The sequence below is a fragment of the Agrococcus sp. DT81.2 genome, assembly GCF_049844935.1.
Taxonomy (GTDB): Bacteria; Actinomycetota; Actinomycetes; order Actinomycetales; family Microbacteriaceae; genus Agrococcus.
Map to the genome: position 1 here is coordinate 1 of NZ_JBNCLZ010000002.1, position 13,349 is coordinate 13,349.

Here is a 13,349-nt window from a genome sequence, read left to right on the forward strand (position 1 = left end):
TGCCCCGAGAACCCCGGACGAGCCAACGCAACCACCACCCCTCAACCAGGCGTTGCACTAACCCCCTGAAGCCAAGGCGCCTGCGCGTGTCGAAACCACCCTCTAGCCGGATGGCCGCTCGGTTTCGACGCGCTCAGCACGCTGCGCGCGCGGAGCGGCTCAACCGCCGGGGTGGGGCGTCAGACCTCGGGCGCGTTCCAGGTGTCGCACGCACCGACGCCCTCGTTGTAGCCCGTCGAGAGCCAGCGCATCCGCTGCTCGCTCGAGCCGTGCGTCCAGCCCTCCGGGTTGACGCCGCCGCCGCCCATCTGCTGCAGCGCGTCGTCGCCGATGGTGTTCGCGGCATTCAGCGCGTCGTTCATCTCCTGCTGCGTCGGCGCGACGAGCACCGGGGCGCCGCCGTCGTCGTCGCGCGTCTGCGAGGCGCCCGCGATCCACGCGCCGGCGTAGCAGTCGGCCTGCAGCTCGCTGCGCACGGCCGACGACTGCGGCCCGGTGTCGCCCTGCCGCACGCGGTCGAGCTGGCCGGTGATGTTCTGGATGTGGTGGCCCCACTCGTGCGCGAGCACGTACAGCTGCGCGAGCGAGCCGCCGGAGGCGCCGAACTGGTCGCGCATCTGCTGGAAGAACGTGGTGTCGATGTAGATGCGCTGATCGGGCGGGCAGTAGAACGGCCCGACGGCGCTCGTCGCGCCACCGCATCCGGTCTGCACCTGACGGTCGAACAGCTGCACGGAGGGGTCGGCGTACTGGATGTCGTTGGCGGCCGCCGTGTCGGTCCAGAAGCGCGACATCGAGTCGGCGCCGCCCTCCATCCGGCAGGTGACGTTGCCGGGGTCGTTGGCGGCCTCGCCGGTGCACCCGGTGACCTCCTCGCCCTGGCCCTGCGTCTGGGACTGCGGATCGATCGGCGCGCTCGGCGCAAGGCCCGTCAGGTCGATGCCGAAGAACATCGAGACGAGCACGAGGATGAGGGTGACGATGCCACCACCGCCGACCGCGATCGCGCCGCCCCCGCCGCCGCCACCGCCGCCTCTGCTCACCGCGCTGGTGTCGAAGTTCGCGTCGCCCCTGAAGGTCATGGACAGACAATAGCCCGCGGCGGCCTGAAGGAGCCGGGAGCGCGGAACCGCCGCCGAACCGCCTGCGCGACCCGGGCATCCGTAGACTGGAGCGGCACCCCCACCCCACTCACCAACCAGGGAGCGACCCATGGCCCTCATCGTCGTCGACGTCATGCCGAAGGCGGAGATCCTCGATCCGCAGGGCAAGGCGGTCACCCGCGCACTCGCCCGGCTCGGCCACGGGGCGGTGGGCGACGTGCGCGTCGGCAAGCGCTTCGAGCTGCAGGTCGACGGACCCGTGACGGATGCGCTGCTCGCGCAGGTGCGCGAGGTCGCCGACGAGGTGCTCGCGAACACGGTGATCGAGGATGTCGTCGGCGTGCACGTGGTGCAGGACGCCGAGGCAGCGCAGCAGGGGCCCGCGCTGTGAGGGTGGGCGTCATCACCTTCCCGGGGACGCTCGACGACCGGGACGCGCAGCGCGCGGTGCGGCTCGCGGGCCACGAGCCGGTGGCGCTCTGGCACGGCGAGCACGACCTGCACGGCGTCGACGCGCTCGTGCTGCCGGGCGGCTTCTCGTACGGCGACTACCTGCGCTGCGGCGCGATCGCCGCACGCTCGCCGATCATGACCGAGGTCGTGGAGGCCGCTGAGCGGGGCATGCCGGTGCTGGGCATCTGCAACGGCTTCCAGATGCTGACGGAGGCGCGGCTGCTGCCGGGCGGCCTCGTGCGGAACGCGACGGGCGTGTTCGTGCGCCGCGACCAGGTGCTGCGCGTCGAGCGCACCTCGACCGACTGGACGAACCGGTTCACCGAGGGCCAGGAGATCGTCATCCCGCTCAAGAACGGCGAGGGCCGCTTCGTGGCGACGCCCGAGGAGGTCGAGCGCATCGAGGGCGAGGGGCTGGTCGTGTTCCGCTACGTCGGCGACGACCCGAACGGCTCGGTCGACGCGATCGCGGGACTCGCGAACGCCGCCGGCAATGTCGTCGGCCTCATGCCGCATCCGGAGCACGCCGTGGAGCTGGGCTTCGGCCCGACCACGACCCGCATGAAGGCGGGCCTCGACGGCCTCGAGATCTTCAAGTCGGCGCTGGAGCGCATCGCGGCCTGACGGTGCCCGGGCAACACCGCCCGCGGGCTTTTGCCGATCGCGCAGCTAGGGTCGAGGGGCGTCCCCGGAGATGGGTCCGGGAACGGCTCCTCGATCGAAAGCGACCCCATGCCGAAGACGCGCACGCCCGCCCTGCTCCTGACCGTCGTGACCGCACTCGGCCTCTCCGCCTGCGCGCCACCCGCGGTCCCCTCGCCGACGAAGCCTCCGGCCATCGAAGGGACCCAGGCTCCTGAGGTGACCGAGACATCCCCCGCCGAGACGGATGAGGCGGCCGCGCCCGCGGCCGGCGAGCTCACCGCTCCCGGCACCCGGCTGGCCTTCGGCGAGCCGGCGACCGTGCCGTTCAGCTCCGGCGCCAGCGTCACCGACGTGCCGCTCGCGGTGACGGTGACGGGCGTGGAAGAGGGAGCGGTGGCCGACTTCGAGGCGGCCGGCCTCGACCAGGACTTCCTCCAGCAGCTCGCGGGCTACACGACCTACTACGTGACCGTGGAGGCGACGAAGGCCGACCCGGGGGCGGCGGCGCTCGCGTCCACCGCGCTCCACACCGACATGGGAGCCCTCGACTCGAACGGCGAGGCGATGCAGACCGTCAGCCTCATCGGCGAGTTCGAGCCCTGCACCGCCGCATCGATGCCCAGCGAGATCGACGAGGGCGCCACGGCGACGACGTGCTACATCGTCGCCGGCAGCGACGCCGTGGAGTTCGGCTCCGCGACCTACGAGCCGAACGAGGGCGACTACAGCCCCGCCGATGGCGACCCGATCCGATGGTCATGATGCGCTACGTGTAGACTGGCTACATGACCGCGCGTGCCACCACGACCCCGACCGGGCTGACGCCGAAGCGCGTCTACCGCTTCCTCGCCATCGCCGAGGCGATCACCTGGACGCTGCTCATCATCGCGATGATCGCCAAGTACGGCTTCGAGGTCGATGCGCTCGTGCCCATCGCCGGGCCGATCCACGGCTTCGTCTTCCTCGCGTACGGGGCGATGCAGCTCGTCGTCGGCCGCAACCAGCGCTGGGCGGTCGGCACGGTGCTGCTCGGCATCGCGACCGCGGTCATCCCCTACGCCACAATCCCGTGGGAGCGCCGCCTCGCGCGCCGCGGCGCACTCGACGGTGGGTGGCGCACCGAGGCGAGCGACGACCCGCGCGACGCGACCGCCGTTGACCGGGTGTTCCGCTGGGGCGTGACGCACCCCATCCTGCTGAGCCTCGTCGCCCTCGCGCTCGTCGCGCTCGCCTTCGTCGTGCTGCTGAACGCGGGACCGCCGAGCGAGTGGTTCGCCTGAGCCGGACGGCTTCCGGGCGAGCGGGCGGCGGGAGTAGCCTGCGTGCGTGAGCGGCCACACGGCGGTGGATCGGCGCGTCCGGGAGGCGCTGTGGCCGTTCGTCGAGCAGGTGGTCGAGGACTGGTCGCTGCCCGCGGTGGCCGTCTGCGCCGTGCACCGCGATCGCGTGCTGGCGCGCGGCTTCGGCACGGCCGACCGGTCCTCGGGTGCGCGCGCGACCGCGGACACGCTGTTCCATCTGGCGTCGGTCTCGAAGACCTTCGTCGCGGTCGCGGTGCTGCAGCTCGTCGAGTCGGGCACGCTCGAGCTCGACGCGCCCATCACGAGCATCCTGCCCGCGCTGCGGTGGGCCGACCCCCGCGCGGAGGGCATCACCCCCAGGCTCCCGCTGTCGCACCGCTCCGGCCTCGGCGACGTGAGCGACTACGGCTGGCACCAGCCGGAGCTCGATGACGACGCGCTCGCGCGCTTCGCCGCTCGCGTCGCGGGCTGGCCGCTCGAGCGCGACCCGGGCTCCGGCTACCGCTACTCGAACGCCGGGTTCGAGCTGCTCGGACACGTCGTCGCGACCGTCGGCGGTGCGCCCTTCGAGCAGCACCTCCGCACGCACGTCCTCGAGCCGGCCGGCATGGCCGCGAGCACGTTCCTGCGCGACGACGTGCCCCACCATCTCGCCGCGCTCCCGCACGTCGGCCTGCCGGCGCGCGTGCCGGGCTTCGCGTACCCGTACACGCGCAGCCATGCACCGAGCTCGAGCCTGCACAGCAGCGCCGCCGAGCTCGGGCAGTGGCTGCGTGTGCACCTCGCGCGCGGTGACGGTCTACTGTCGCGCACCACGCATGACTCGATGTGGCGGCCATGCGGGGAGACGGGCAAGCCTGGCTGGCACTCCGGCATCGCCCTCGGATGGTTCCGGGGAGAGCACCGCGGCCACGCGGTCGTGAGCCACCCGGGCAGCGATCCGGGCTTCCAGTCGAGTCTCGTGCTGCTGCCGGAGCTCGGGATCGGCGCTGTCGCGCTCGCGAACGCGAATGCAGCACCGGTGTCCGGCATCGCCGCTGCAGCCGTCGACGTGCTGCTCGGGCTCGAGCCCGGCGGCCTGTCCCTCCCTCCCGTGACGGCGCGGCTCGCGCCGGTGCTCGCGAGCGGCGGCGTCGAGGCAGCCGCCGACCTGTTCCACCGCATCGTCGCCGAGGTGCCGTCGACCTCGAGCGTCGAGGACGACGAGTTCGAGGATGCGGTCTGGGGCGCGATCGAGCTGCACCGCACCGACCTGGCGCGGCCGGTGCTGGAGCTGTGGCAACGGGTGAGGCCCGAGTCGTCCGCCGCGTGGCGCATGAGCGGGTGGGCGGCTGAGGTCGATGGCCGCCCCGACGAGGCGGCCACGCACCTGCGGCGGGCGCTCGCGCTCGACCCCGGGAACGACGACGCCCGTGCTGCGCTGCAGCGGGTGACGAGCGCGGCTCCCCCGGCCGGCCTCGCGCCCTGAGGGCACGTGTGCGCTCGGTAGGATCGAGGGACCGCCGAGCTGAGCTCTGAGGAGAGTCGTGACCCCTTCCACCCCGCGTGACACCGTCGACCGTGCCGCCGCGACGCCCGAGCGCGAGCAGCCGTTCGCGGCCCTCGGCCTGAAGCCCGACGAGTACGCGCGCATCCGCGACATCCTCGGCCGCCGCCCCACGAGCGCCGAGCTCGCGATGTACTCCGTGATGTGGAGCGAGCACTGCTCCTACAAGTCGTCGAAGACGCACCTGCGCACCTTCGGGCAGAAGGTGACACCCGAGATGCAGGAGCGCCTCATGGTCGGCATGGGCCAGAACGCGGGCGTCATCGACGTCGGCGAGGGCTGGGCCGTCACCTTCAAGATCGAGAGCCACAACCACCCGTCGTTCGTCGAGCCCTTCCAGGGCGCCGCGACGGGCGTCGGCGGCATCGTCCGTGACATCATCTCGATGGGCGCGCGACCGGTCGCCGTGATGGATGCGCTGCGCTTCGGCGCGATCGACCACCCCGACACGGCGCGGGTCGTCCACGGCGTCGTCGGCGGCATCTCGTTCTACGGCAACTGCCTGGGGCTGCCGAACATCGGCGGCGAGACGGTCTTCGACGCCGTCTACCAGGGCAATCCGCTCGTGAACGCGCTCGCCGTCGGCGTGCTGCGGCACGAGGACCTGCACCTCGCGAACGCCACGGGCGTCGGCAACAAGGTCGTGCTCTTCGGCGCTCGCACCGGCGGCGACGGCATCGGCGGCGCATCCATCCTCGCGTCCGAGTCGTTCGACGAGGAGGGCCCCGCGAAGCGGCCCGCCGTGCAGGTGGGCGACCCGTTCGCCGAGAAGGTGCTCATCGAGTGCTGCCTCGAGCTCTACGCGGCGGGCGTCGTGGAGGGCATCCAGGACCTCGGTGCCGCCGGCATCTCGTGCGCCACGAGCGAGCTCGCGGCGAACGGCGACTCGGGCATGCAGGTCGAGCTCGACCACGTGCTGCTGCGCGACCCCACGCTCACGGCCGAGGAGATCCTCATGTCGGAGTCGCAGGAGCGCATGATGGCGATCGTCGACCCGGCGAAGCTCGACGAGTTCCTCGCCATCACCGCGAAGTGGGATGTCGAGACGAGCGTGCTCGGCGAGGTCACCGGCGACGGCCGGCTGGTCATCACCCACTCGGGCGACACGATCGTCGACGTCGACCCCAAGACGGTCGCGATCGACTCCCCCGTCTACGAGCGCCCGATGGCGCGTCCCGACTGGCAGGACGCGCTGCAGGCGGACAGCGCCGCCTCGCTCCCGCGAGTCGCAGGCAGCGCCCTCGGCGACCAGCTGCTCGCGCTCGCCGGTTCGGCGAACCTGGCCGACGCATCCTGGATCACCGACCAGTACGACGACTACGTGCTCGGCAACACGGCGCTCTCGACGCCCGATGACGCCGGCATGGTGCGCATCGACGAGGAGTCGGGGCTCGGCTTCTCGGTCGCGGTCGACGCGAACGGCCGCTACTGCCAGCTCGACCCGCGCGAGGGCGCGAAGCTCGCGCTCGCCGAGGCCTACCGCAACGTCGCCGTCTCGGGCGCGACGCCGGTGGGTGTGAGCGACTGCCTGAACTTCGGCAACCCCGAGATCCCGGCCGTGATGTGGCAGTTCGCCGAGGCCGTCGACGGCCTGGCCGACGGATGCGTCGAGCTCGGCATCCCGGTGACGGGTGGCAACGTGTCGTTCTACAACCAGACCGGCGAGACGCAGATCCACCCGACGCCCGTCGTCGGCGTGCTCGGCATCATCGACGACGTCGACCGCCGGATGCCCTCCGGCTGGCAGGACGACGGGCAGGCGCTCTTCCTGCTCGGCACGACGCGCGACGAGCTCGACGGCTCGGCGTGGGCCGGCGCGATCCACGACCACCTCGGCGGCCTCCCGCCGAAGGTCGACCTCGCCGCCGAGAAGGCGCTCGCGGGCCTCATGCAGGGCGTCGCCTTCGAGGGCCTCGCGACCGCCGCGCACGACCTGTCGGAGGGCGGCCTCGGCATGGCCGTCGTCGAGGGCGCGCTGCGCTTCGGCATCGGCGCGCGCATCTGGCTGTCGGGCATCACCGAGCGCGACGGCATCGACGACACCGCCGCCCTCTTCTCGGAGTCGGGCGCGCGGGCGCTCGCCGCCGTGGCCCGCGAGGACGAGGTCAAGTTCACCGGCATGTGCGAGGCGCGCGGCGTGCCCGTGCTCCGCATCGGCGTGACGGATGCGACGAGCGGCGCCATCGAGATCCAGGACGTCGCCACCCTCTCGCTCGACGAGCTGCGCACCACCAACCGCGCGCCCATCCGCGGCCGCTTCGCCTGACCCAGGATCCTCAACGTCGCCAGTGGTCGCTCGGCCGCCATGGAGCCACGAGCGACCACTGGCGACGTTGAGACCAGGTCGTGATCTCGGGCGCGGGCGCGGAAGCCTATGCTTCAGCCATGGAGCTCACCGTCCCCGCGATCAACATCTTCGCCGTCCTGCTCGCGACCGTGGCCGCGATGGTGGTCGGCTTCGTCTACTACCACCCGAAGGTGCTCGGCACCTCGTGGATGAAGGCGATCGGCCACACCCCCGACACGATGGGCCGCGGCGTCAGGCCGTGGGTCTACCCGCTCATCATCGTCTGCGCGTTCGCGACCGCGTGGGTGCTCGCGGGCGCCGCCTGGATCAGCCAGGAGTTCTACGGCGGCTCGTTCCTGCTCAACGCGCTCGTCACCGGCTGGATCCTCTTCATCGGCTTCACGCTCGCGCGCGTCGTCGTGCACGACGCGTTCGACCCGCGCGGCTTCCGCGTCACGGGGCACACCGCGCTCAACGAGGTGCTCGTCATCACCGCGATGGCGCTCGTCATCGGCATCTGGCCGCCGGCAGCATGAGCGACATCACCCTGACCCTCGAGCGGTCGATCGCCGCTCCCCCGGAGGCGGTGTGGCGCGTGCTCACCGACCTCGAGGCCGCCCCCGCGATCCTCTCCGGCGTCACTCGCGTCGAGCGGCTCGCGGGCGTGGGCTACGCGATCGGCACGCGCTGGCGCGAGACCCGCACGATGATGGGGCGCGACGAGACCGAGGAGATGGAGGTCGTCGGCATCGACGAGGGCCGCTCCACGATCATCGCCGCCGAGGCGCGAGGCATGGCGTACCGCACGGAGTTCACGCTCGACCCGACCCCCGAGGGCACGCTGCTGCGGATGCGCTTCGGCGGCTCCCTGCAGTCGCCGTCGTGGGTGCAGCGCGTCGTCGCGAAGCTCACCTCCCGGCTCGGCATGGCGGTGACGCGCAAGATGATGCAGCAGGACCTCGACGACATCGCCCGCGCCGCAGAGGCCGCGTAGCCTCGAGAATCGCTCAACCGGCGGCAGAGGTGAGCGATGCTCGACCTATGCTGGTGCTGTGACGACGACGCCCACCGCACCCGGCTGGTACGACGACCCCGCGGGCAGGCGCCGCTGGTGGGACGGCCAGCGCTGGGGCGCCTACGCGCCGTGGGACGACAGCGGAGCCGCAGCGCCCGCATCCGCCCGTCCGCCCGCGAGGCTCGACTCGCGACTGCTGCGCGACCCGACCGCCCCGGCCGGCTCGCCCACCCCCACCATCGTGCACCACGTCGTGCACGCGCCGGCGAAGGAGCTGTCGGTCGCCTACCTGCTGCTGTTCTTCCTCGGCACGTGCGGCGCGCACCGCTTCTACCTCGGGCGCAACGGCTCCGCGATCGGCATGCTGTCGCTCACGGTGATCGGCATCGTGACCGCGATGGTGCTCGTGGGCTTCGTGCTGCTCGCAGCCGTCGCCGTGTGGTGGTTCGTCGACATCTTCCGCACGCCCGGCATGGTGCGCGAGGAGAACCGTCGTGCCCTCATGGCGACAGGCCCGGCCGGCTACTACCGCGGCTGGCCCGCGGCCTGACTACTCGCCGCCCGCGATCCGCTCGTGGTGGTGGATGACCTCGGCGATCACGAAGGTGATGAACTTCTCGGCGAACTCCGGGTCGAGCTCCGCATCCTCGGCGAGTCGGCGCAGGCGGGCGATCTGCGTCGCCTCCCGGCCGGGGTCCGACGGCGGCATGCCGTGGCGCGCCTTGAGCTCGCCGACCGCCTGGGTCAGCTTGAACCGCTCGGCCAGCGTGTGGATCAGGACCGCGTCGACGTTGTCGATCGACCGCCGAAGGCGCTGCAGCTGCTCGTCGGGGGTGCTCATGCCTCCACCCTAGGAGGCGCGCGCGTCGAGCCGCGCCTCGAGGCCGCGCCGCACGGCCGGCCACTCGGGCTCGATGATCGAGTACACGACCACGTCGCGCAGGGTGCCCTTGTAGTACTGGTGGCTGCGCAGCACGCCGTCCTGCTTGGCGCCGAGCCGCTCGATCGCATCGCGCGACTGCCGGTTGTGCCAGGAGGTGCGGAACTCGACCGCGACGCAGCCGAGCTCGTCGAACGCCCGCTCGAGCATGAGCAGCTTGATCGCCGGGTTGACGCCGCTCCCCTGCGCCGACACCGCCATCCACGTCGAGCCGATCTCGACCCGCGGCGTCTCGGCGTCGATGTTCATGTACGTCGTCATGCCCACCGCGCGGCCGCCGACCACGATCGCCCACGGCGCCATCGAGCCCTGCGCGTGCAGGCCGAGCCTTCGTTCGATCTCGTCACCGACCGCATCCGGCTCGGGCACCGAGGTGTACCAGGCGCGTCGCCACAGCTCACCCTCCGCCGCAGCGGCCGCGAGCGCTGGCGCGTGCTCCTGCGACAGCGGCTCGAGCGAGGCGAGCGGATGGGTCAGCACGGGGAGGTCGAGGATGCTCACCCGCCCATTCTGCGGCCACGTCCGCCGGCCGGCGGCATTGCCCGCCGCGGCGCCCCGTGCGAGCATGCCCGCATGACGGTGCACTTCGGCAGGGCGGCGTTCGAGCTCGTCGACCTCATCGAGCTCGTGCCGGCCGAGCGCCTCGACGGCCCGGGCCTCGGCGAGTGGACGCTGCGGGAGCTCATCGGGCACACCTCGCGCGCGATGTCGACCGTCGTGCGCTACCTCGAGCAGCCGGCGCCGTTCGAGCCCACCGTGCACTCCGCGAGCGAGTACCTCGACGTGGTGCTGCGCCAGCGCGGGGACGACGAAGCGATCGCAGCGCGCGGCCGCGAGAGCGCCGAGCTGCTCGGCGACGACCTCGTCGGCGCGATCGCCGACCTCGCGACAGCCGCCGTCGAGGCGGTCGACCGCGTCGGGCTCGACCGGCTCGTCGCGATCGGCGCCCCGTCGGACGCCATCGCGATGCGGCTCGGCGAGTATCTGCGCACCCGGGTGTTCGAGCTGACCGTGCACGGCCTCGACATCGCGGATGCGGCCGGGCTCGCGTGGGCGCCGCCGGCGGAGCACATGCTCGACGCGCTGCACCTGGCCGCCGCCAACGCATCCGCGCGAGGGATGGGCGAGGAGGCGCTGCGGTACCTCACCGGCCGCCGGCCCGATGCGGGGCTCGAGGGCGTGCTGCGCGCGGGCGGCTGATGCCGCGGTCGACGCTCGCGGAACGGGGCTAGATCCGTCAGCCCGTAGACTGCTTTCTTATCTGACAGCTCCGGAAGGCATCGCGTGACGCAGCTCCACCCCCACCTCGCTCCCGTGTTCGACGAGGTGCTCCACCGCAATCCCGGTGAGTCGGAGTTCCACCAGGCCGTCTTCGAGGTGCTCGAGAGCCTCGGTCCGGTCGTCACCAAGCGCCCCGACTACGTCGACGCCGCCATACTGCGCCGCATCGTCGAGCCCGAGCGCCAGATCATCTTCCGCGTGCCGTGGGTCGACGACGCGAGCAACGTGCAGATCAATCGCGGCTTCCGGGTGCAGTTCAACTCCGCGCTCGGCCCGTTCAAGGGCGGCCTGCGCTTCCACCCGAGCGTCTACCTCGGCATCGTGAAGTTCCTCGGCTTCGAGCAGATCTTCAAGAACTCGCTCACGGGCATGCCGATCGGCGGCGGCAAGGGCGGCAGCGACTTCGACCCGAAGGGCAAGTCCGACGCCGAGGTCATGCGCTTCTGCCAGTCGTTCATGACCGAGCTGTCGAGGCACATCGGGCAGTACACGGATGTGCCCGCGGGCGACATCGGCGTCGGCGGGCGCGAGCTCGGCTACCTGTTCGGCCAGTACAAGCGCCTCACGAACGCGTACGAGTCGGGCGTGCTCACCGGCAAGGGCCTCACCTGGGGCGGCTCGCAAGTGCGCAAGGAGGCGACCGGCTACGGCACGATCTACTTCCTCGACGAGGTGCTGCACTCGCGCGGCGACAGCTTCGAGGGCAAGCGCGTCGTGGTCTCGGGCTCAGGCAACGTCGCGATCTACGCGATCGAGAAGGTGCAGCAGCTGGGCGGCACCGTCGTCGCGTGCAGCGACTCCTCCGGCTACATCGTCGACGAGGCCGGCATCGACGTCGAGCTGCTCCAGGACGTCAAGGAGGTGCGGCGCGGCCGCATCGCCGAGTACGCCGAGCGCCGCCCGAGCGCCTCGTTCACGTCGGAGGGCTCGATCTGGCAGGTCGCCTGCGACATCGCCGTGCCGTGCGCGACCCAGAACGAGCTCGACGAGAGCGACGCCAACACGCTGGCCGCCAACGGCTGCACGCTCGTCGGCGAGGGCGCGAACATGCCCACGACGCAGGCCGCCGCGCGCGTGTTCGCGAGCGCCGGCGTGACGTTCGCCCCCGGCAAGGCCGTCAACGCGGGCGGCGTCGCGACGAGTGCGCTTGAGATGCAGCAGAACGCGTCGCGCGACTCGTGGACGTTCGAGCACACCGACGACCGGCTCGAGGAGATCATGAAGGGCATCCACGACCGGTGCGCCGAGACGGCGGATGAGTACGGCCGACCGGGCGACTACGTGGCCGGTGCGAACATCGCCGGCTTCAACCGCGTGGCCGACGCCATGCTCGCGCTCGGCGTGATCTGACCGGATCTCCCAGCTCGCACCATACGCTGTACCCCTGTGACGGCGCGGGGACGGAGGACGCAGGGTGAGCTATGACTCGTTCGTCGACGACTCCGCGCTGCGGCGTCGCGCGCACCGCGCGCACCTCGCCGACCTGATGCTGACGCGCCAGTGGCTCGTGCGCAGCTTCGCGCTCCTGCACGGCGCCTCGCTGCTCGCGCTGCTGCCCATCATCGTGGGCGGGGAGGTGCTGGGCGACCTGCCGCTGTACCGCGAGTGGGCCATCGATGCCGCCGCCGGCGACGGTGTCATCGGCATCCACGACGACTGGGTCTACCCGCTCCTCGCCTGGCTGCCGATCGGCGCCGCCAACGTGCTCGGCCCCACGGCGTTCCAGCTCGTGTGGCTGCTGATGACCACCGCGCTCAACCTGTGGGCGGTGTGGGTGCTCAGCGACGGCGGCCGGAGCCGGCCGGGCATGATCGGCGCCTACGTCTGGCTGCTGGGGTTCCTGCTGCTCAGCCCGGTCGCGCTGCTGCGGCTGGAGGGCATCACCGGTCCGCTCGTCATCGTCGCGCTCGCCTGGCTGGCCCGCCGCCCGCTGATCGCCGGAGCGCTGCTCGCCGTCGCCACCTGGATCAAGGTGTGGCCCGCGATGGTGATCCTCGTGATCGTGGCGGTGTGCCGCGAGCGCTGGCGCGTGATCGCTGCCGGCGTCGCCGTCACGGCCGTGACCGCCGGCATGAGCGCCGCGTCGGGCGGCCTGGCCCACCTGCTGAGCTTCCTCACCACGCAGACCGACCGCGGGCTGCAGCTCGAGGCGCCCATCGCGACGCCCTGGGTGTGGCTCGCGGCGATGGAGGTGCCCGGCGCCCGGGTCTTCCAGAACCGCTCGCTCGCGACGCGGGAGGTGACGGGTCCGCTCGACGAGCTCGCGATCGCCGTCGCCACGCCACTGCTGGTGCTCGTGGTCGTCGCGCTCGCCGCGCTGCTCGCGTGGGCCGGACGCCGCGGCGCAGACCAGCGGCAGCTGCTGCTGACCGGCGCCCTCGCCCTCGTGCTGGCCGCGATCGTGTGCAACAAGGTCGGCTCGCCGCAGTACCTGCTGTGGGTCGTGCCGATCGCGGCCGTGGCGATGTGCCAGCCCACGCAGTGGTGGCGGCGCACGACGGCCGCCGTGCTGGCGACCTCGCTGCTCACGACGATCATCTTCCCGATCGCCTACATGCCGCTCGTCCGCCTCGAGTGGGTGCCGGTGGCGCTGCTGTCGCTCCGCAACGGCCTGCTGATCGCGCTGTTCCTCGGGGCTGTCCTGCGCCTCGTGCAGCTCGGCCGCGGCGCCACCTGGGAGGTCGCCGGCGTGCGCGGCACCCGCGGGGCGGTCGTCGGCTCCTGAGCGGGGCCGTGCGGGCGGCCTCGGCGCCGCACCGGGGTGCGGGACTACCGCGG

At 72.1% G+C, this 13,349-nt stretch carries 15 protein-coding genes; 12 read left to right on the plus strand and 3 right to left on the minus strand.

Translation table 11 applies throughout. The features are described 5' to 3' along the window. Positions 1-179 precede the first annotated feature (179 nt). Positions 180-1,082, minus strand: a complete 903-nt coding sequence (gene ypfJ / locus ACLQ21_RS03260) for a KPN_02809 family neutral zinc metallopeptidase (RefSeq protein WP_425661432.1) — start codon at positions 1,080-1,082, stop codon at positions 180-182. Positions 1,083-1,212: 130 nt separating this feature from the next. Between ypfJ and purS the strand changes: the two genes are divergently transcribed. The 9 genes from purS to ACLQ21_RS03305 all read left to right on the plus strand — a co-directional run bounded on the left by purS (position 1,213) and on the right by ACLQ21_RS03305 (position 8,900). Further along, the gene (gene purS / locus ACLQ21_RS03265; RefSeq protein ID WP_425661434.1) at positions 1,213-1,494 is read left to right on the plus strand and encodes a phosphoribosylformylglycinamidine synthase subunit PurS; all 282 of its coding nucleotides are present in this window, start codon (positions 1,213-1,215) and stop codon (positions 1,492-1,494) included. Continuing rightward, the gene (purQ, locus tag ACLQ21_RS03270; RefSeq protein ID WP_425661436.1) at positions 1,491-2,180 is read left to right on the plus strand and encodes a phosphoribosylformylglycinamidine synthase subunit PurQ; all 690 of its coding nucleotides are present in this window, start codon (positions 1,491-1,493) and stop codon (positions 2,178-2,180) included. Before purS ends, purQ begins: the two co-directional genes overlap by 4 nt. A 237-nt stretch (positions 2,181-2,417) precedes the next feature. Continuing rightward, a complete protein-coding gene (locus ACLQ21_RS03275; RefSeq protein ID WP_425661437.1) occupies positions 2,418-2,963 on the plus strand; it encodes a hypothetical protein in 546 nt (181 codons plus the stop codon). A gap of 23 nt (positions 2,964-2,986) precedes the next feature. Next, entirely contained in the window at positions 2,987-3,481 is a 495-nt protein-coding gene (locus tag ACLQ21_RS03280) for a DUF3817 domain-containing protein (protein ID WP_425661439.1), read from the plus strand. Between the two features lie 46 nt (positions 3,482-3,527). Then, a complete protein-coding gene (locus tag ACLQ21_RS03285) occupies positions 3,528-4,970 on the plus strand; it encodes a serine hydrolase (protein ID WP_425661441.1) in 1,443 nt (480 codons plus the stop codon). 58 nt (positions 4,971-5,028) lie between these two features. Beyond that, the gene (purL, locus tag ACLQ21_RS03290; RefSeq protein WP_425661443.1) at positions 5,029-7,314 is read left to right on the plus strand and encodes a phosphoribosylformylglycinamidine synthase subunit PurL; all 2,286 of its coding nucleotides are present in this window, start codon (positions 5,029-5,031) and stop codon (positions 7,312-7,314) included. Between the two features lie 119 nt (positions 7,315-7,433). After that, on the plus strand, positions 7,434-7,871 hold the full coding sequence (locus ACLQ21_RS03295; RefSeq protein WP_425661445.1) for a DUF1761 domain-containing protein: 438 nt from the start codon (positions 7,434-7,436) through the stop codon (positions 7,869-7,871). Then, positions 7,868-8,329: an SRPBCC family protein gene (locus ACLQ21_RS03300; RefSeq protein WP_425661447.1), complete on the plus strand. Its 462-nt coding sequence runs from the start codon at positions 7,868-7,870 to the stop codon at positions 8,327-8,329. The genes ACLQ21_RS03295 and ACLQ21_RS03300 overlap by 4 nt, the downstream gene beginning before the upstream one ends. A gap of 58 nt (positions 8,330-8,387) precedes the next feature. Further along, the gene (locus ACLQ21_RS03305; RefSeq protein WP_425661449.1) at positions 8,388-8,900 is read left to right on the plus strand and encodes an NINE protein; all 513 of its coding nucleotides are present in this window, start codon (positions 8,388-8,390) and stop codon (positions 8,898-8,900) included. Here ACLQ21_RS03305 and ACLQ21_RS03310 read toward each other — a convergent pair whose 3' ends face one another. Continuing rightward, positions 8,901-9,191, minus strand: a complete 291-nt coding sequence (locus ACLQ21_RS03310) for a chorismate mutase (protein WP_425661451.1) — start codon at positions 9,189-9,191, stop codon at positions 8,901-8,903. Positions 9,192-9,200: 9 nt separating this feature from the next. After that, positions 9,201-9,791, minus strand: coding sequence for a GNAT family N-acetyltransferase (locus tag ACLQ21_RS03315; RefSeq protein ID WP_425661452.1), 591 nt, complete (start codon positions 9,789-9,791; stop codon positions 9,201-9,203). Positions 9,792-9,863: 72 nt separating this feature from the next. On the opposite strand from ACLQ21_RS03315, the gene ACLQ21_RS03320 reads away from it, so the two are divergent. The 3 genes from ACLQ21_RS03320 (at position 9,864) to ACLQ21_RS03330 (ending at position 13,296) form a co-directional block, all read left to right on the plus strand. After that, positions 9,864-10,490 (plus strand): maleylpyruvate isomerase N-terminal domain-containing protein, encoded by a 627-nt coding sequence (locus ACLQ21_RS03320; protein WP_425661454.1) that lies wholly within the window; start codon positions 9,864-9,866, stop codon positions 10,488-10,490. An 84-nt stretch (positions 10,491-10,574) separates the two neighbouring features. After that, a complete protein-coding gene (gdhA, locus tag ACLQ21_RS03325) occupies positions 10,575-11,921 on the plus strand; it encodes an NADP-specific glutamate dehydrogenase (protein WP_425661456.1) in 1,347 nt (448 codons plus the stop codon). A 64-nt stretch (positions 11,922-11,985) separates the two neighbouring features. Continuing rightward, on the plus strand, positions 11,986-13,296 hold the full coding sequence (locus ACLQ21_RS03330; protein WP_425661458.1) for a glycosyltransferase 87 family protein: 1,311 nt from the start codon (positions 11,986-11,988) through the stop codon (positions 13,294-13,296). Positions 13,297-13,349 lie beyond the last annotated feature (53 nt).

Bases quoted from the DNA above. Each gene is read 5' to 3' on its own strand.
- ypfJ (WP_425661432.1), bottom strand. From the start codon at position 1,082: ATGACCTTCAGGGGCGACGCGAACTTCGACACCAGCGCGGTGAGCAGA.
- purS (WP_425661434.1), top strand. From the start codon at position 1,213: ATGGCCCTCATCGTCGTCGACGTCATGCCGAAGGCGGAGATCCTCGAT.
- ACLQ21_RS03280 (WP_425661439.1), top strand. From the start codon at position 2,987: ATGACCGCGCGTGCCACCACGACCCCGACCGGGCTGACGCCGAAGCGC.
- ACLQ21_RS03295 (WP_425661445.1), top strand. From the start codon at position 7,434: ATGGAGCTCACCGTCCCCGCGATCAACATCTTCGCCGTCCTGCTCGCG.
- ACLQ21_RS03300 (WP_425661447.1), top strand. From the start codon at position 7,868: ATGAGCGACATCACCCTGACCCTCGAGCGGTCGATCGCCGCTCCCCCG.
- ACLQ21_RS03310 (WP_425661451.1), bottom strand. From the start codon at position 9,191: ATGAGCACCCCCGACGAGCAGCTGCAGCGCCTTCGGCGGTCGATCGAC.
- ACLQ21_RS03320 (WP_425661454.1), top strand. From the start codon at position 9,864: ATGACGGTGCACTTCGGCAGGGCGGCGTTCGAGCTCGTCGACCTCATC.